The sequence below is a fragment of the Kaistella jeonii genome (assembly GCF_000812865.1).
GTDB classification, from domain to species: Bacteria; Bacteroidota; Bacteroidia; order Flavobacteriales; family Weeksellaceae; genus Kaistella; species Kaistella jeonii.
This window is the reverse complement of record NZ_JSYL01000007.1, coordinates 19,766-38,621: the sequence shown is the minus strand read 5'-3', so window position 1 is coordinate 38,621 and position 18,856 is coordinate 19,766. Positions and strand designations below refer to the sequence as shown.

Sequence of the window (18,856 nt, the reverse complement as noted above, 5' to 3'; positions counted from 1 at the left end):
AATCAGAAAACAAATCTATGAAAAATAAAATTTTTACAATCCTCCTTTTGCTATTTAGTTTTGCTTATGTTTTCGGACAGAAACAATATGATGACCAATGGAAAAAAGTCGCTGAAAATTACAAAACGGGAAAGTTCAAATCGAATCTGCCTTTAATTTTAGAAATTCAAAACCAAGCTATGAAAGAAGACAACTCCATTCAACTCATTCGTTCTTTGAAAGCAGAATTTAGCATTCTCAATCAAACTTATGATGATACTCAAAATAATTCTTCAAGCAAATTTTTTAAAAAATTGAGCGGTTTAGATGAGAAATTGAAAGGCGATGAAAAATTATTATATCAGGTTTTATTGGGCGAGTTTTTCAGTGATTATTACAATGAAAATCAATGGCAAATTAATCAGCGAACCAATTTCAATAATCAGGATGTTTCGCAGATTGAAACTTGGTCGAAACTGGATTTTAAAAATTATCTGACCAAACATTTTACCAGTTTAGAAGGGAAGAAATTGGAGTTACAGAAAATTAAAATGTCTAAATACAAAGAGATTTTTGAGGAAACCGAAGACTTAGATTTCTTCCCAACTTTGTTTGACTGGAATGCGATGAACGAAATTAAATTCTATAGTAATTCGCAGCTCTTCACGCCAAATGAACTGAAGATCAATCAATCTAAAATTTCAGATCTACATTCAGCATTAATAAATAAAAATTCGAGAAATTCAAAACTCTACTTTCAGCATCAAAAATTGAATGATGATTGCGCGTTTTCAAAATGTAAAGACAAATCCCAGCAACTTCAAAATCTCGCAAACTCACCCATAGAAGGTGATTATAAAGTATTGATCATTGCAGAGATCATCGATCAGTTAACTTCTGACCAAAAATATGCTGAAGCACTCTCTTTAATTAAAAATACGAAGCAGAAATATCTAAAATCTAAATTTATAAACAGTATTCTGAATCGGGAAAATGGAATTTTACAACCAACTTTAACGATACATTACGAAACTCACACGCAAGCAAATTTGCCGATTCACCTGGTTGCCGAAGCTAAAAATGTTTCGAAGTTGTCATTAAATATTTATGAAGTTAAAGATGATCAGCAGAACTTTTTGAAATATGTAGCGAACTCGTATGATAAAACTCGTTTTCCGGCGGTGAAGAAAACTTTGATCAGAAAAGAAGCTTTTGACGTTCAAGATCTAAAAGATTATAAAAATCATAAAACTTCTTTAGAAATTAAAGCACTTCCGTCTGGGATTTATCTCGCGGAATATGTGGTGGAAAATGCGATTCAGGAGAATTTTTATTTCATTGCGACGAACTCCAGAATCATCTATAATAAAAAAGATGAACGTAAACCGATCGCTGACCAATTACAACTGGTGAATCGTGAAAATGGAAAATCCGTTTCTAATGAAAATCTGAAAATCTTTGAATTTACAAACGATAAAAAAGCCAATTCTTTTATGGTAAAAACTGACCAATCTGCGCTATTCAAATTTCCAATTTCTAAGAGTAATGACTATTACCGTCATTATCTGGTTCAGCAACCTTCTTCAAATGATTACAATTTGATGCAGGTTTATGGCAATCGAAATTATAATCAACCGCAGAAAGCTGGACAGGAAAATCTTGCTCAGATTTTTATAGATCGTGGAATTTATCGCCCGGGACAAATTGTTTATTTTAAAGTAATAAACACAAAATTGCTAATGGATAAAGAATCTGTTGCGTCGGGAGTTTCGCAGCAAATAACTTTGAAAGATGCAAATGGGGAAATGATTTCTTCTCAAAAATTCACCACGAATGATTTCGGTTCTTACCACGGCAGTTTCAATTTACCCAATGGAAAACTCAACGGACAATTTTCTCTGGAAGTGGATTCCGATGATTTAGATCGTGAAGCGTCCAAATATTTCCAGATTGAAGAATACAAACGTCCGAAATTTGAAGTGACGTTTGAACCGATTAAAGAAGAGTATAAATACGGACAAACCATTGAACTGAAAGGAAAAGCAATGATGTTTTCCGGCGTTGCTTTGAGTAATGCAACCGTAAATTATGAAATCAAAAAACAGAATATTCGCTGGAGATATTTTTGGTGGTATCCAAGAGGAAATGATAATGAAAATTCGATCCTTGGAGAAGTGAAAACCAATGATAAAGGAGAATTCACCATTAAATTAGATCTGAAAGAAGATGAAACTTTAGAAGGTATTCAAATAGACAATTATCAGATCAACGCGTCTGTTACGGACATTAATGGTGAAACGCAATCTTCTACAGAAAATGTAAAAGTTGCCTCCGTTTCACATTACATTAAAACCGATGATATTAAAGATACTTTCACAGACGAACCTTTAAAAATTAAAGTTGAAACCAAAAACTACAACGATCAAAATTTAAAGAAATCGTACCAAGTTAAGTTGTCTAAACTTCAACCGAAAGAGAGAGTTTACCGTTCTAATTTCGAAACTCAAATTCAGGATTTACCGAAATTTTCGAAAGCAGAATTCATTCAGAAATTTCCCCACGATTATTTTTCAAAAGAAGATCAGGAATGGAAAACACAATCTGTCATTCTGAATGGAGTGCAGCGAAATGAAGAATTTCTCGATTTAGGAAAACTCGCCGCTGGAAATTATAAACTCGAACTCTATAATATCGAAGGAAAAGATACCATTAAAACAGAAAAAACATTTGAAGTTTTCGACAAGCGATTTTTAACAGATTCCCAAAAACCATATTTAAAAGTACTTCAACCGAAAACCGAATTCAAGCGAACTGAAAAAGCGAAAATATTTGTGTATTCCTCAGTGCCAGATGCTTTGGTCAATGTTTATGTCCAAAACGGAAATGGCGAAACTTCAACCGAACAGAAGAAATTTAAAAATGGACTTTTAGAATATGAAGTTTCATTTCCGAAGGACGAAAGTATTGATCAAATCAATGTTCAGTTTCAGTTGGTCGCTTTTAACGATGTAATAACGGAATCTATTAATTTAAATATTGCTTCCGACAAAAAACCTTTGCGAATTGAAACCGTAACCTTCCGCGATAAATTACAACCCGGACAAAAAGAAAAGTGGACAGTAAAAGTTCTTGGTGATGATAAAGAGAAAGTCAACGCCGAAGTTTTGGCGAATATGTATGATAAATCTTTAGATCAGTTTGCGGGAAATTCTTATATGTGGCAGGAAATCTATCAGAAATATTTCATCATGAATTCTTATGGAATTAATGAAAATTTGGCGGAGGAAAGTTTTAGTAAAAGAGTTCCTTATTTAGAACAGAGGAATTTAAGTATTCCAGAATTTAATTGGTTTGATGGTGCTATTTATGGAAATGTGTTGTACAATATGGCTCCTTCTCCGATGAAATCTGCAAATATGGAAGTGATGGCAGATTCTCAAATGGAAGTTTCTGGAAAAGTAGCGGGAATGAAAATGAAAAGAGATACAATATCCAAAAATAAAGAAATTGAAGAAGTTATAAAGATAGGAGGCGTGAAGAAAAAAGAAAACCTCGACAAAATTTCAGTTCGTCAAAACCTGAACGAAACAGCCTTTTTCTATCCAAACTTAATGACCGACAAAGATGGAAATGTTACTTTTGAATTTACTTCTCCGGAAGCGTTAACACAATGGAAACTCATGTTTTTAGCGCATACCAAAGATGCCCGTTCAGCAACTTTAGAAAAATCAGTGATTACGCAGAAAGAGTTTTCAGTAACGCCGAATTATCCACGCTTTTTGCGAGAAGGTGATGAACTGAATCTGCAATCAAAACTTTCCAGTTTGGTTGATAAAAAACTAAGTGGAACTGCGCAGTTGCAAATTTTAGATGCGTTTACCTATGAAGATATTTCATCTAAATTTAATTTAAATGAAACTCAAAAATCCTTTGAATTAAAGGAAAATGGAAATGAAGTCGTGACCTGGAAAGTGAAGGTTCCAAATGATGTTTCTTCCATGATTATTAAAGTCGTGGCAAAAGCGGGAGATTTTTCAGATGGCGAACAAAAAGCGATCGCTGTTTTACCAAACAGAATTTTGGTTACAGATGCTGTTCCGATCTTCGTGAAAGAAGGTCAAACCAAAACTTTTACATTAGAAAATTTAGCAAAAAACACTTCAACAACGGCAACGAACTTTTCTAATACTTTGGAATTGACGACGAATCCGATTTGGGAGATCATGTTTGCTTTGCCAAGTTTAAAAAATGATCCGAACAATTCTGCGGATGTGGTTTTCAACAAATGGTTTGCTGATGTTTTGGCTTCTGAGATCTTTAAAGCCAATCCGAAATTAAAAACTGTTTTTGAAGAATATCAAAGCAAAGGCTTGTTGGTTTCGAATCTTGAAAAAAATCAGGAACTAAAACAATTATTGCTGGAAGAAACTCCATGGGTTTTAGAAAGCAAAAATGAAACCGAACAAATGGAAAAACTCGCAAGATTATTTGATGCGAATAATATGCGAAATTCCGTTAAAGAAGATTGGTCAGAATTGCAGAAATTGCAAAATCCAGATGGTGGCTTTTCCTGGTATCAAGGTTATCCGAGTTCCTATTACAACTCGCTTTACATCTTGAAAAATTTAGGGAAAATTAATGAATGGCTGAAAGGAAATACGGTTGATTATCAATCTTCAGAACAAAAAGAAATGGTTGCCAAACTTATTAATTATGTTGATTCTGAAGTTCATAAATATTGGGATGTGAAGAAAGAATATGTGTGGAATAATTATGTTTTGGACTATCTCGACACGCGTCATTACTGGGAAAAAGACTTTCCACTAAAAGGAAAAGGAGCACAATTGAAAACTTTGGTCATTAAAAAAGCACCAACAGCAAAAATTACCGATTTCACTTTCTTTGGTTTACATCGTGCGGCGTTACTTTTCAATGATTATAAACTTCCAATTTTATCTAAAAAATTACTGACTTATTTGAAAGAAACTTCGACTGATTCAGAAACGCAGGGAATTTACTGGAAACAAAATCTCAACGATTGGGGATGGTATTCTTCCAAAACTGTAAATCACGCCGGAGCTTTGGAAGCCTTCAATAAATTAACGCCAAATGATGTTAATTTTATTGAAGAAATGAAGATCTGGCTGATCACACAAAAAGAAGTTAATTCCTGGGGAAGTTCCCGTGGAACGGCAGAAGTTATTTTTACCATTTTGAATTCAGGTATATCCTGGACTTCGAATGAAAGTGATAAAGCCACGATTATTTGGGGCGGAAAAGAATTGACTAATCCAGATCCGAAAGCAACAGGTTATCTAAAATCAACTTTAAAAAGAGAAAATATCGACAAAAATTTGGGAACAGTTACGGTTACAAAACCAGGTCCTGGAATTGTTCAGGGTGGATTATTCTGGCAATATTATGAAGATTTAGATAAAATTAAATCTTCTGAATCGTATCTTTCAATTACGAAAGAATTGTACAAAAAAATAAAAACAGTGAACGGTGAAGAATTACAAAAAATCACAGTTGAAACTCCGCTGAAAGTTGGCGATAAAGTTACCGTAAGAATGATTTTAAATACCGATAGAAATATGGAATTCATTCATCTGAAAGACATGCGTGCGGCAGGATTTGAACCTTTAAATGTGATTTCCGGTTACGAATGGAAAAACGGTTTAGGTTACTATCAATCTACAAAAGATGCTTCCACTAATTTCTTCATAGAATATATGCCAAAAGGAAAATACGTTTTCGAGTATGATTATATTTGCAACGCATCCGGAACATTCAGCAATGGAATCACGACGCTTCAAAATTATTATGCGCCGCAAATGAATGCGCATACGAAAGGAACGAACATCACGATTACCGAATAATTTTCGCTCCTATTAATAACAAATCCGTTTCAATTTTGAAGCGGATTTTTTTGGGCCATCTCGTGGGAAAACATTTGCTTGCGACAGCAAGAAAATGTTTTCCCACGAGACCGCGCTTTCCATTTCAATCTTTTTTATTTTGCCTGCGCTTTTGCCTTTCAAAAAAATAAAAAAGGATTTCCATTACAATCGCTTGTCCGAAATTCGGCAGAAATCATTAAACTCATTTTCTATACGGACAAGTTGCAACTTTTCCTTATGATTTTATGTGATATATCACTTTTTGATAAATGTCAAAGGATTCTTACCACAATAGCTGCAACTTTGTACCATCAAACAAACAACAGACAAAATGAAAACCTTTAAAAATAATTTGAGCAAACTGCTGCTCTTTTTTCCAGTATTTATATTTGCGCAACAGGCACCAACTTTAAAGGAGTTAATTGATAATGCTTTAATAAATGACGGAGCTTTAAACCAACAAATACTCGAAAATAAATACACCAAACTCGATGATCAAAAACTGAAAGATGTCTTTCTTCCGAAAGTAGAAGTGTCGGGTAAAGCTGGTTACTTATATGCTTCAGCACATTTACAATCTCCCGAAATTAATATTCCTGCCCTTCCGCCAATTTTTCCGGGTGCGACAATTCCAGAAGGACAACTTTCCAATAATCTTAATATTTCAGGGATTTCAGTCATGACAAAAGCCGAAGCAAGTATTCTTCTTTATTCAGGTGGAAAAGTGAAATACCTGAAAGAAGCCAATAAAGAAAAAAATATTTCTGAGAATTTATTAATGCAGAAAAGCCGTGATGAAATTATTACTGAGATTTCAAAAGCGTATGATCAAATGGCTTTGGTTCAAGAATCTAGGAAAGTTTTAGACGAAGCCAAAAAACGTTTAGATATTAATAAAAAAACTGCAGATAAAGCATTAGGTTATGGATTAATTACGCCTTACGATCACAAAAAAATAGAATTAGCACAAGCAAATCTGGACTCCAAATTAGTGGAGTATGAAGGGAAAAAGGAATTACTGATCACTCAGATTTATTTGTTAACAGGAATTGAGCGTGAAAGAATTGCCCAAATTCAACCCCAACTTCAAACGATTTCGTACGAAGTTCTAGACCAAAATATTGAAAATAGAGTAGAAATTCAAGCTTTAGATCACGGCATTAAAGCAACCGATTACAAAATAAAAGCCGAAGGACGATGGTGGGTTCCAAAAGTTCAGGCACAAACATCGGTAAGTTATTTTGGATTGTTTAATAATAATATTTCCACTTCAAAAGAACTCTTACCAAACTCTGGAAAAAAATTAGATTTGAATCCCGCAAATTTAAATATTTTACCTTTAGTTCAAGCCGGAGTTGGTTTTAAATGGGATGTTTTTGATGGTAATGAAGGAAAGCACTTGGTTGAAAAAGCCAAAATTGAAAAAGAAATTTTAGAAAATAAAAAACGTGATGCTTCCAAAAAGTTAAATTTGAATTTAGCAAACAATCAAACCATTTACACGATTGCAAATGCTCAAATCAAGTTGAAAGAAAAATCCCGTGAAATTGCAAAACAAGGTCTAGAACAGGTTGAAAAAGAATTCAGATATGGTACCAAAACTTCATCAGCTTTAATCGATGCCGAAAATGATTTAGAAAATGCAGAACTAGATTTGCAAAATTCCATATTTAATCAAAGAAGAAGTGCCATCGAACTCATGAAATCTACACAGAATTTACAGATCGAAAAACTTTAAAAACTAAAAACCAACCATAACAAACAAACAAAATGAAAAATACTGTATTAAAATCTTTCGTATTACTGGGCATTATCGCCCTTTCTGGGTGTAAAGAATCAAAACCGGAACGAGCTATCGTCGGGAAAACCAAAAAAGAAGTCGTTTCTTTTTCTCCAAAATTGACGGGCAGAATTCTAAAAATTTATGTGGAAGAAGGTCAAACCGTAAAAGCAGGAGATACACTTGCAATATTAGATGTTCCTGAAGTTTCTGCAAAAATCGCACAGGCAAAAGGGGCAACTTCTGCAGCAAAAGCACAAGTTCAAATGGCAAAAAATGGAGCGACAGCCGATCAACTTCGTCAGTTAAAAGCCAAACAAAAAGGATTGCAGGAGCAGTTTCAATATGCGCAGAAATCTTTTAACAGAGCAAAAAATATGTACCATGACAGTTTGCTTTCGCCCCAAAATTATGATGAATATTTTGCAAAATACCAAGGAGCAAAAGCACAGTTAGATGCTGTAAATGCTGAACTCCACGATGTGGAAGCAGGAACGCGTTTTGAAAAAATTGAAATGGCACAAGGTCAGGAAAACCAAGCAATGGGCGCTTTGCAGGAAGCAAATGTTGCTTATTCCGAACGATATGTAATTGCGACAAATGATATGGAAATAGAAACCATCGCTTTAAACAAAGGAGAATTAGCAACTGCTGGTTATCCGCTTTTTACAGGTTATATTCCCGCAACTTCTTATTTCAGATTCACAATTCCGGAAAGTAAAATTGCAAAATACCAAAAAGGAATGAGTGTAAAAATGCTCGTGAATTATTCAAATAAAGAATTCTCCGGCAAAATTGTAGCAATCAAACAATTGGCAAAATACGCCGATATTACAACCGCTTTCCCAGATTACGAACCAGAAGAAGCGATCTACGAAATTAAAGTGGTTCCCGAAAACCAAAATGTTGCTAAAGATATTTTGGTGAATTCTAATGTTACCTTAAAATAGTTCCCAAAACCCAATAAAATGAAACAAATAAGATATTTATTGAAAAGGGAATTCCGACTATTCTTTACAAACAGAACCATGTTATCGGTCTTCTTTTTGGCGCCGGTTTTTTATGCCTTGCTCATTGGTTTTACATACCAATCGGGGAAAGTCGAAAATATTCCTGTGATTGTAGTGAACCACGATAATACTCCGTTATCGAATCAAGTGGTTGAAATGTTGCAGGATAGCAAAACACTCAGAATCCTTAATTATATTAATGAACCCGCAAATCTGAAAGATGAAACGATTAAGACGGAAGCGGCGGCTGTGATTGTAGTTCCGGAACGTTTTGAAGCCATGATGCTTCAGAAAAAATATCCGGAAGTCAATGTTTATGTGAATACTTCAAATGTTTTAACAGCTAATTTTGCTACGAAAGCAATTCAGTTAACCTTAGGAACATTTTCCGCTGGTGCTGAAATTAAAACTTTGCAGAAAAAAGGAATGAATGCTGAAATGGCGAAAACCCAGTTCGAACCTTTTAAAGCAAATTATATTACGCTCTTCAACACGACCAGTAATTACCTTATTTTTATGTGGCCTGCGATGATGGCAGTAGTTTTACAGCAGGTTATTTTGTTGGCAATGGCAGTAACTTTTTCTGAGGAATTTAAAAGAGAATCTTTCATCAAAGATTTTGCAGGAAAAGAAAAGTATGCAGTTTTTGTGATGACCATAAAATGTCTTCCGATCTGGATTTTCGCGAATTTTAATATCCTATTTTTCTATCTGTGCAGCCTCTATTTTAAAATTCCCGTGCCGGAAAATCTCTGGAATTTCTTTTTAATAACCGCAGTTTTCGTTGTCGCAGCAACAAATTTGGGAGTTCTCATCAGTATTTTAGTTCCAGATGCGTTGAAAGCCACGCAAATTTTAATGGTTATCGCATCTCCCGCATTTATCATCAGTGGATTTACCTGGCCTTCTTATGCAATGCCAGAATTTATTAAAAGTTTCACCGCAATCATTCCGTTAACGCCTTATTTAGAAGCTTTAAAGATTATGGTTGTTCAAAACGGATCTGATTTTTTGACCAAAAAATACCTTATTCATTTATTAATTTTAGGTTGGATTTATTTCATTTTAGGCTGGATTGCCCTGAAAATTAAAATCCATCTTCTCTTTAAAAAATATAAAATTTCTGAAAACTATCAGGAAGAAACCGCTGAAGAAGAAAATCCAAACTTAATCATTTAGATTCTCTGTTTTTAGTTTTAAAAAATAACAGTTTTCATACTGTTTGTTTGTTGGGAACGTCTGGAAAAAATTTTCCCGGACGTTCTTTTTATTAATGATTTTGACAAATGTCAAAAGAATATCGGATTAAAAGGCGGTACTTTGAAGTAGATTCAACATCGGAACAATTCTCGATTTTGGTAAAGACAATCTACCTTTCAAAACCATCATATTTTAAACACCTAAAAATTTAATACAATGAAAATAACAAACGTAACTATCGCAGGAAGCGGAGTTCTAGGCTCCCAAATTGCATTTCAGTCAGCTTTTCATGGCTATCACATTGTGATTTATGATATTAATGAGCAAGTTTTAGAAAAAGCAAAAAAAAATTTAGCAATACTTGCAGAAAATTTCAAGCGAGATTTAAATACGAGTGATGGTCAGATAGAATCGGCATTTAGAAGGATTTCATATTCAACAGATTTAAAAGATGCCGTGAAAAATGCTGATCTTATGATTGAAGCAATTCCCGAAAATCCGGCTATAAAAACTGAGTTTTACACAAAGTTGGCGCCTCTTGCACCAGAGAAAACTATTTTTGCAACCAACACATCCACATTATTACCAAGTACATTCGCGGCAGTAACAGGAAGACCAGAGAAATTTTTGTCTCTGCATTTCGCTAATGAAATCTGGAAGCACAACACGGCTGAAATTATGGGTCATGCTACAACTGATCCTGAGGTTTTTCAGAATGTAGTAGATTTTGCAAAACATATCGGGATGGTTGCTTTGCCACTTACCAAAGAACAACCCGGCTATATTGTGAATTCGCTCCTGGTCCCGCTTTTAGACGCAGCCACAAAATTATTGGTTAATGGAGTAGCGGATATTGAAACGGTTGACAAAGCTTGGATGGTCGCAACCGGTGCTCCTGTTGGTCCGTTTGGAATCTTGGATGTTGTCGGAATTACCACTGCGTACAATATCAATAAGATTAAATTTGATAAAACAAACGATGAAACAGCAGGGAAAGTAGTCGATTTTTTAAAGAAAAATTTTATAGATCAAAATAAACTTGGAGTTTCAACCAATGAAGGCTTTTATAAATATCCAAATCCAGTTTATAGAAAAGCAGACTTTTTGAAACCTTAAGCTTCAGATTTAATGTTCCTTTAATTTTTACGATCACAGAACGTTTCATTTTTTGGAACGTTCTTTTTTATTAAATTCGCAAAAATCATTGTATGGAACTTTTAGACGCTCTTCCCCAAAATCTGAAAACCAATCCCGATATTGAGAAATTTTTATCGGAAGATTTTCAAACCAAAAATTTCAAAAAGGGAGAATTAATAAGTAAACAGGAGCAATACAATCGAAATGTTTACTTTGTGGAGAGAGGTTTGGTTCGCTCTTTTTATTATGAAAACGGAAAAGAAGTTACAACCAAATTTTATATAGAGGGAAATTTGATGGCCAATACCGACACGCTTTTTCAAAATAATCCTACCAGATATAATTTTGCGGCAATAGAAGAAAGTACCCTTAAATTTTGCAACTACGCTAAATTGGAAGAATTATGTGCTGTTTCGTTGGAAAGTGCCAATTTTAGCCGTTTTGTTTTGGGAAATATTATTATTCAGATGACAGACCGTATTTCTTCATTACAGTTTCTTTCCGCCAAAGAAAAATACTTAAAATTAATTCAGGAGAATCCCAACATTATTCTTCGCGCTCCATTAGGAATGATTGCTACTTATCTGGGAATCTCTCAGGAAACATTGAGCCGTATTCGCAGCGAAATTTAAATTAAATATTAGCGTAAATAATTCTATTTTTGTGTAGTAAAAACTTAAATCATGCAAGACATTTTCAACGCAAAAGATTCTCAAAATTATATTGAAAGAATTAACAAACTTTCGCCGGAAACCAATAAAAATTGGGGAACAATGAGGGTTGACCAAATGTTGGCGCACTGCAACGTGACTTATGAAATGATTTTCGAACCGCAGAAACATAAAGCTCCAGGCGGAATTGCGAAGTTTATTTTAAAGAATTTTGTCAAGTCGAAAGTAGTAGGCGAAAAATCATATTCACAAAATTCTCCGACCGCGCCTCAATTTAAGATCAAAGAAGATCAAGATTTCGATGTTGAGAAAAAACGACTTATCGGCTTTATTCAAAAAACACAGCAATTAGGAAGAGAAGCTTTTGACGGAAAATCGTCACATTCATTCGGGAAATTAACCGCACAAGAATGGAACAATATGTTAGCAAAACATCTTAATCATCATCTGGAGCAATTTGGCGTTTAGATTTTCTCTTACTTTTTAAAAACACAAACTATGAAAACACTTTTATTGATTTTGCTTTTTTTTAGCAGTTTCATTTCCGCTCAAATGCCCAATATTTCGGAGGTCTGGCTCAATAATTCTAAGCCTTACGTCGGAACAATTGGCAATACAAAAGAAGAAATTAAGTTTAAAGTAAATGTTTCCGAACGCAATAAAAAGAATGACCAGGAATATTTTCTTTCCGGTTACTCTTTGGTTGATAAAAATTTTTCAAAATTTGAAGGAAAAGTTAAAATTACCAAATATAAAGATGCCAAAAAACGCAGTTCTGTTTATGGCGAATATGAATTTTCTGAAGAACCAGGCGGAAAACATTCGGGAACTTTTAAAGGAAAATTTGTTTACACTTTCTTCTGGAATAAAAAAACGGAGAAAATAGAAAAACAATACCTCGAATTCATCGGTGACTGGAAAAGTTACGACGGTAAATTATCATATAAAACCACCTGGAAAAATTAATATCTAAAAACATAAAAAAATGGCAACAATCAATCCGTATTTAACCTTCGATGGAAATTGCGAAGAAGCCTCTAATTTTTATAGATCCGTTTTCGGTGGTGCGTTTCCGATGGTCAGAAAATTTAGTGATATGCCACTGGAAGAAGGGATGTCGACGATTTCAGACGAAGCAAAAAGACGAATTATGCATATTACACTTCCGATTTCTGCAGAAACTATTTTGATGGGAAGTGACACGATTCCTGAAATGCACACGCATAAAATCGGAAATAATATAGCGCTCTCCATCAACACCGATTCCAGGGAAGAAGCCGACCGGATTTTCCACGGACTTTCTGCAGACGGAAACTTGACAATGCATCTGGAAGACACTTTTTGGGGTGCTTATTTTGGCATGTGGACCGACAAATTTGGCGTCAACTGGATGGTGAATTACGATGATCCTTCCAAAGTTCAGGCGCATTAATTTTTTTAGGAGCAACCCATTTTTCGCATCTTATAAAAACCCGTCCCGCTTTCCGCTATATCTTTTGCTACACTCCGTTTCGCAAAAGGATGCCGCTGCAATCGGGGCTAAAATAAAGTTTTCGTTTTCTTTTAAACGGTAATAAATGCAATAAGAAATTTCTGCGGTAAAATCTTTTCAGCCTTTAAAGATCTGAAAGGGTTCTAAAATAATCGTGAGAATATTTAAATATTTACATTTTCTAAAATCACTGCATAACCTTGTCCCACGCCGATACACATCGTTGCTAAAGCATATTTTTTTCCAGTTTTCTTCATTTCTAAAGCTGCAGAATACGTAATTCTTGTTCCACTCATTCCAAGCGGATGACCTAAAGAAATTGCGCCACCGTTTACATTAACTCTTGCATCATCATTCGCAATTCCAAGTTCTCTTAAACATGCGATACTTTGTGCGGCAAAAGCTTCGTTCAATTCGATGATATCGATCTGATCCAAAGTTAAGTTTGCTCTTTTCAAAGCCAGTTTCGTTGCTTCAACCGGACCGATTCCCATAATTCTGGGTTCCACTCCAACAACGGCAGAACTCAGGATTTTTGCCATTGGTTTTAAATTGTAATTCTTTACGGCGTCATCTGAAGCAATAATTACTGCAGCGGCTCCGTCATTTAGTCCGGATGCATTTCCTGCGGTTACCGTTCCAGTATCTTTTACAAAAGCTGCTCTTAATTTTCCTAATATTTCTAAAGTAGAACTTGGTTTGATAAATTCGTCTTTATTAATAACGATCGGATCACCTTTCCTTTGTGGAATTTTAATATCAGAAATTTCTTCGGCTAATCTGCCGCTTTCCTGCGCTTTTTTGGCTTTCATTTGAGAATTTAAGGCAAATTCATCTTGCTCTTCTCGTGAAATGTGATACAGTTCTGCCAGGTTTTCTGCTGTTTTACCCATCGCGTCGATCCCGTACAATTTTTCCATTGCGGGATTAATAAAACGCCATCCGAAACTGGAATCAAACATTTTTGAATCTGTTCCAAAAGCCGATTCCGACTTCGAAAGGACATACGGTGCTCTCGACATTCCTTCAACTCCGCCGGCAATAAATAAATCTCCTTCACCAGATCTTATCGCTCTCATCGCCTGAACGATAGAACTCATCCCCGAAGCACACAATCTATTTACCGTTTCACCCGGAACATTAACAGGAATTCCCGCTAAAAGAAGCGCCATTCTTGCAACATTACGGTTGTCTTCGCCGGCTTGATTAGCGCAACCAATAATCACATCATCGATTTTGTCTAAGGGTAAATCTGGATTTTTTTCAATGAGACTTTTCAATACTGAAGCCATTAAATCATCTGTTCTTACTGCTGCCAAACTTCCTTTGAAATTTCCGATTGCAGAACGGGTTCCGTCGATGATATATGCGTTTTTCATTCTTAATTTTTAGTAAGCGTAAATTTAGGAAAATTTATGGACTGCCTGTTTCAATTAATTTTCGATCACTTTTTACTGCTCTCTAGAAAAAAATTACAGCGCTGATTTTTTATAAAATATTTTTAGACAACTGCTTATAAAAAGCATTCCCGCAAAAGATAAGGCAATGAAATAAATTTCCTGACTTACTTCTTTATTCGCGATTGCAATTGCAATTAAAGCCCAAACTGCAACGAAAGCGAAAACCGGTGCGTTTTTTTTCCAGGTCATAAAAAGATGAATAAGGGAAGCAATAATTATTAAAATAATGGTCCAGTTTATTTCTGAAATTCCCAAACCGCTCCACTTAATTTTCGTCAACCAGGCAGCAACTGCAGCAATTAAGGCAACACTTACCCAACCTGTATAAATTTGAAACGGAATGTTGATAAACCATTTTTGAGCGACACCTGAATTGTATTTTAAGGCTTCCAACAGTATGATTAAAAGCGCAACAAGTGAGACTAATAAGACGATTACTGATATTCCGGTAAACCCATAAAGCCAAGTGACAATCCAGGCGCAATTTGCTAAACAGGAAATTACAAACCACCATCCGATTTTTTCTACAAAACCATCTGATTCATTTTTGGAAGGGTTGAACAAACTTCTGCCTGTATAAAAAACGAAACCTATTAACAGTAAATAAATGACGCCCCAAATCGAAAATGCGTAACCTGCAGGCGTAAATAAATTATGGTATTGATCAGAAACATTTGCGATGGTCTTGCCATTAAATATTCCTGTGTTGCTCAAATAGTTGAATATAATTGTAAACACGAGGAAAAAACCGTTCGCGATCTGTAATTTTTTTAACATTTTGTCAAGTTTAAATTGGTGAAATTAATTGAATTTGCAACTCTAAATTTAATAATTTAAAACTAAGTAATTACCTATTTTTCACAAATCGAATAAAATTTTACTATTGATCACCGATTTTCTTGATACAAATTCCACCATTTATCGTACAATTTTTGGTCATCTTCCCAATATACTTTTTCTCCAATTTTGGGAGTAATTAATCGCAGATTTTCACTTTCGTTCAGAACCGAAATTTTTTGCATTGGTTCCTCCCAATGATGCAATGCAAGTACAAATTTTGAATTATGAACCGGAATGATTCTCCTGGCTTTCAGATTTTTTGCGGCAATTAGAAATTCTTCGGGCATCATATGAATGTATCGCCAGTCTTTGTTATACTGGCCGTTTTCGAGAATTGCCAAATCGAAACCACCATATTTATTACCTATTTTTTCAAAGTGATCATCAAACCCGGAATCACCACCGATGTAGATTTTTTTGTCTGGTGTTTCGAAAACAAAGCTTGCCCAGATTGCCTGATTTCTTTTAAAAGTCCGTCCCGAAAAGTGTCTCGCTGTTTCTGCATAAATTTTAAATCCATTTCCTATATCGAAATTTTCGCCCCAATCTAATTCAATGATTTTTTTTGGATCGTAATTCCAGTATTCCAAATGCTCGCCGGTTCCCAATCCTGTAATAACCCATTTTACTTTGAGATTTAATTCTTTCACAGTTTTATAATCGAGATGATCCCAATGATCATGCGTGATAATCAAATAATCCAATTCTGGAATATCATCTGTAGAATATAGATCAGCGCCCGGAAAAGCTTTTGTTATAAAGGAAACGGGTGATGCATTTCCACTAAAAACGGGATCTACAAGAATTTTCTTACCGTCAATTTGAAGATAATAAGAAGAATGACCCATCCAGACATATACATTTTCATCGGGATTTAAATTCTTCAAATCGGTTTTCGAAAAATTAAATTGATGTTTTGGACTCAAATTTTTCTTTTTACCAAAAAGAAAACGAAGCATTATTTTTGGCATCGAAGCATCTTCTGCAAGCGGTGGCGTGAAATTAATATTATCGAATTTGTCTTTTTTATAATGTGGAGATTTTAGAATTCTTTCCAAACGTTTTCCCGACGGTGCTTTTCCAAATTTTGGATGTTGCATGAAAAGGATTGTCACTGCAAAAAATGCAATAATTATCGGGAGTAATATAATCATGTTTTTCTTTAAATTTATAACGCTGAAATTAAGTGACCACTTTACTAAAGACGAATTCGCTATTTGTTTACTTTAAAAAATTCAAACAAATTTGATTTAAAATTTAAACAGAATATTGTCTTAGAGTTTACGGTTAGCAACTTTAATGCAAAAGAATAAATAGAATAATGAATATTATTTAGATCGCGTCTTCCAATTTTCTTTGTTGCACTTTTTTGAAGGTATAAGCACTCATTAGAATACTGAATTCATACAATAAAAGAAGTGGTAAAGCTGCCATGATCATACTCAAAACATCCGCAGGAGTAATGATCGCCGCTACAACAAGAATTAATACAACTGCGTGACGACGGTAAGTTCTCATAAATTTCGGCGTTAATATTCCGATCATCGTTAAGAAATAAACAATCACCGGGAAAAGGAAAACTACGCCCATTCCTAATACGACCTGCATAAATAAAGTCGTATAATCGCTCAGATCAAATAGTTGTACGATCGAATCTGAAATTTTGAAAAGTAATCCAAAATTAATGGCGAAAGGTAAAATGAGAAAGTATCCACACAGAATTCCCAGCATAAAAAGGATCCATACGAAATTGATAACGAAAACAGAATTTTTTCTTTCTTTTGGATGAAGTGCAGGAGAAATAAAACGCCATAATTCCCAGATAATATAAGGAAAAGCCAGGACCATTCCGCCAAAAACGGAAACTGCCATCATCACATTGAATTGCTGAAATAGCTTTTTCTGCTGTACCGCAAAATGTCCGGGTAAAGTGATGCTGTCATGACCAAGAAGTTCGCGGGAATAATGATTAACTACTCGAAAAGTGAAAAAGTCATTTCTTGTTGGGCCGAAAAAAACATTGTCCATGATCCAGTTCACATTGAATCCGATTATAATTCCGCCAATAATAATCGCAATGACTGAGCGGGTTAAGTGACCTCTCAATTCCCCAATGTGTCCCCAAAAGGACATTTCTTTTGCCTCGCTCACGAATTTTATTTTTAAGTTTTGAAGATGCGAAATTACTTAATTATAAGTTTATAATGATAATGTCGCTCTGTTTTTATTGATATACGATGGGAAAGTTAGATGAGATTTTATTTTAGTTAATTCCTTCGTCTAGCAAACGGTGAATATCGATGATGCCGAAATATTTATCATTTTCGGTGACGATCAGCTGTCCGATATTTTTATCTTTTAAAATTGCCATCGCTTCTTTTGCCAAAGCATTTTTATCAACACTTTTGGGATTTTTGCTCATGATGTCTTTTGCAGAAATTTGAGAAACGTCTTGATCGCTCATCAACATTCTGCGCAGATCACCATCGGTTATCACGCCAATAATCTGGTCATTTTCCGTCACCACCGTAATTCCGTGGGAAGAACTGCTGATTGAAATAATAATTTCTCTGATGTTCGCATTTTCTGAAACCTGTGGTTTTTGAGAAGACAGGAACTGTTCTACTTTTGCAGTAAGGTTTTTTCCTAAACTTCCACCCGGATGAAATTTAGCAAAATCATTTTCTTTAAAATTATTCATTTCCATTAGACAAACTGCTAAAGCATCGCCTAAAGCCATTTGAACAGTGGTCGAACTCGTTGGTGCTAATTTGATGGGACACGCTTCTTTTTCCACAGAACTATCTAAAACAACCGATGAAAATTCCGCCAGTTTTGAATTTAAATTTCCCGTCATTCCAATTAATGCAGAAGAATAATCTTTTAGAAAAGGCAAAAGACTGACGATTTCTGGTGAATTTCCCGAATTAGAAATACAAAGCACTACATCTGTTTTCTGAATCACTCCCAAATCTCCGTGAAGGGCTTCTGAAGCATGCAGGAATTGCGATGGTGTACCGGTTGAATTCAACGTAGCAACAATTTTATTGCCTACATGAGCAGATTTCCCAATTCCGACAACGATCAGTTTTCCTTTAGCAGAATTAATGATTTCTACTGCTTTAAGAAAATTTTCGTCTAAACGGTTTTTGAGGTTTTCAAGTTCTGAAATTTCTATACTAATGGCTGTTTTAGCGATCTGAAGGATTTCGGGATGAGTCATTTTTGTGATTTACCGGTCAATAATTGGTTATAAAGTACAACACTCTTTTAAGTAAAGAGTTCAAAATTAAAAATCTATTTTCTTGTTTTCGATAATTATTCTTTAACTTTGGGTAAATGCAAATTTAACAAACAAATTTAGATGTTGCGCCAAAGACCAAAATA

General features: G+C 34.8%; 14 protein-coding genes. 9 read left to right on the top strand and 5 right to left on the bottom strand.

Annotation, left to right across the window (positions count from 1 at the left end):
* Positions 1-17 precede the first annotated feature (17 nt).
* From OA86_RS10350 to OA86_RS10305, 9 genes are all read left to right on the top strand, one after another.
* Positions 18-5,858, top strand: coding sequence for an alpha-2-macroglobulin family protein (locus OA86_RS10350; RefSeq protein WP_039352660.1), 5,841 nt, complete (start codon positions 18-20; stop codon positions 5,856-5,858).
* A 352-nt stretch (positions 5,859-6,210) separates the two neighbouring features.
* On the top strand, positions 6,211-7,617 hold the full coding sequence (locus OA86_RS10340) for a TolC family protein (RefSeq protein ID WP_052257483.1): 1,407 nt from the start codon (positions 6,211-6,213) through the stop codon (positions 7,615-7,617).
* A gap of 32 nt (positions 7,618-7,649) precedes the next feature.
* Complete coding sequence (locus tag OA86_RS10335; RefSeq protein WP_039352653.1) at positions 7,650-8,609, top strand: HlyD family secretion protein; 960 nt, start codon at positions 7,650-7,652, stop codon at positions 8,607-8,609.
* 18 nt (positions 8,610-8,627) lie between these two features.
* The gene (locus tag OA86_RS10330; protein ID WP_039352651.1) at positions 8,628-9,848 is read left to right on the top strand and encodes an ABC transporter permease; all 1,221 of its coding nucleotides are present in this window, start codon (positions 8,628-8,630) and stop codon (positions 9,846-9,848) included.
* 237 nt (positions 9,849-10,085) lie between these two features.
* A complete protein-coding gene (locus OA86_RS10325) occupies positions 10,086-10,985 on the top strand; it encodes a 3-hydroxyacyl-CoA dehydrogenase (protein ID WP_039352649.1) in 900 nt (299 codons plus the stop codon).
* A gap of 92 nt (positions 10,986-11,077) precedes the next feature.
* Positions 11,078-11,638, top strand: a complete 561-nt coding sequence (locus OA86_RS10320) for a Crp/Fnr family transcriptional regulator (protein ID WP_039352646.1) — start codon at positions 11,078-11,080, stop codon at positions 11,636-11,638.
* A 51-nt stretch (positions 11,639-11,689) separates the two neighbouring features.
* A complete protein-coding gene (locus tag OA86_RS10315) occupies positions 11,690-12,145 on the top strand; it encodes a DUF1569 domain-containing protein (RefSeq protein WP_039352644.1) in 456 nt (151 codons plus the stop codon).
* A 30-nt stretch (positions 12,146-12,175) separates the two neighbouring features.
* A complete protein-coding gene (locus OA86_RS10310) occupies positions 12,176-12,643 on the top strand; it encodes a hypothetical protein (protein WP_039352640.1) in 468 nt (155 codons plus the stop codon).
* 19 nt (positions 12,644-12,662) lie between these two features.
* Complete coding sequence (locus OA86_RS10305) at positions 12,663-13,109, top strand: VOC family protein (RefSeq protein WP_039352638.1); 447 nt, start codon at positions 12,663-12,665, stop codon at positions 13,107-13,109.
* Between the two features lie 224 nt (positions 13,110-13,333).
* Here the strand turns inward: OA86_RS10305 and pcaF are convergent, their stop codons facing one another.
* From pcaF to OA86_RS10280, 5 genes are all read right to left on the bottom strand, one after another.
* A complete protein-coding gene (gene pcaF, locus OA86_RS10300; protein ID WP_039352635.1) occupies positions 13,334-14,548 on the bottom strand; it encodes a 3-oxoadipyl-CoA thiolase in 1,215 nt (404 codons plus the stop codon).
* Positions 14,549-14,641: 93 nt separating this feature from the next.
* Positions 14,642-15,406, bottom strand: coding sequence for a TspO-related membrane protein (locus tag OA86_RS10295; RefSeq protein WP_039352633.1), 765 nt, complete (start codon positions 15,404-15,406; stop codon positions 14,642-14,644).
* Between the two features lie 110 nt (positions 15,407-15,516).
* Complete coding sequence (locus OA86_RS10290; RefSeq protein WP_039352630.1) at positions 15,517-16,623, bottom strand: MBL fold metallo-hydrolase; 1,107 nt, start codon at positions 16,621-16,623, stop codon at positions 15,517-15,519.
* A 178-nt stretch (positions 16,624-16,801) separates the two neighbouring features.
* Complete coding sequence (gene tatC, locus OA86_RS10285; RefSeq protein ID WP_177187122.1) at positions 16,802-17,620, bottom strand: twin-arginine translocase subunit TatC; 819 nt, start codon at positions 17,618-17,620, stop codon at positions 16,802-16,804.
* A 112-nt stretch (positions 17,621-17,732) separates the two neighbouring features.
* Positions 17,733-18,692 (bottom strand): KpsF/GutQ family sugar-phosphate isomerase, encoded by a 960-nt coding sequence (locus OA86_RS10280; protein ID WP_039352627.1) that lies wholly within the window; start codon positions 18,690-18,692, stop codon positions 17,733-17,735.
* Between the last annotated feature and the right edge of the window lie 164 nt (positions 18,693-18,856).

Coding starts and splice junctions, on each gene's coding strand:
- OA86_RS10295 (WP_039352633.1), bottom strand. CDS start 15,406: ATGTTAAAAAAATTACAGATCGCGAACGGTTTTTTCCTCGTGTTTACA.
- OA86_RS10350 (WP_039352660.1), top strand. CDS start 18: ATGAAAAATAAAATTTTTACAATCCTCCTTTTGCTATTTAGTTTTGCT.
- OA86_RS10280 (WP_039352627.1), bottom strand. CDS start 18,692: ATGACTCATCCCGAAATCCTTCAGATCGCTAAAACAGCCATTAGTATA.
- OA86_RS10320 (WP_039352646.1), top strand. CDS start 11,078: ATGGAACTTTTAGACGCTCTTCCCCAAAATCTGAAAACCAATCCCGAT.
- OA86_RS10290 (WP_039352630.1), bottom strand. CDS start 16,623: ATGATTATATTACTCCCGATAATTATTGCATTTTTTGCAGTGACAATC.
- OA86_RS10310 (WP_039352640.1), top strand. CDS start 12,176: ATGAAAACACTTTTATTGATTTTGCTTTTTTTTAGCAGTTTCATTTCC.
- OA86_RS10305 (WP_039352638.1), top strand. CDS start 12,663: ATGGCAACAATCAATCCGTATTTAACCTTCGATGGAAATTGCGAAGAA.
- OA86_RS10330 (WP_039352651.1), top strand. CDS start 8,628: ATGAAACAAATAAGATATTTATTGAAAAGGGAATTCCGACTATTCTTT.
- OA86_RS10335 (WP_039352653.1), top strand. CDS start 7,650: ATGAAAAATACTGTATTAAAATCTTTCGTATTACTGGGCATTATCGCC.
- OA86_RS10340 (WP_052257483.1), top strand. CDS start 6,211: ATGAAAACCTTTAAAAATAATTTGAGCAAACTGCTGCTCTTTTTTCCA.
- OA86_RS10315 (WP_039352644.1), top strand. CDS start 11,690: ATGCAAGACATTTTCAACGCAAAAGATTCTCAAAATTATATTGAAAGA.
- pcaF (WP_039352635.1), bottom strand. CDS start 14,548: ATGAAAAACGCATATATCATCGACGGAACCCGTTCTGCAATCGGAAAT.
- OA86_RS10325 (WP_039352649.1), top strand. CDS start 10,086: ATGAAAATAACAAACGTAACTATCGCAGGAAGCGGAGTTCTAGGCTCC.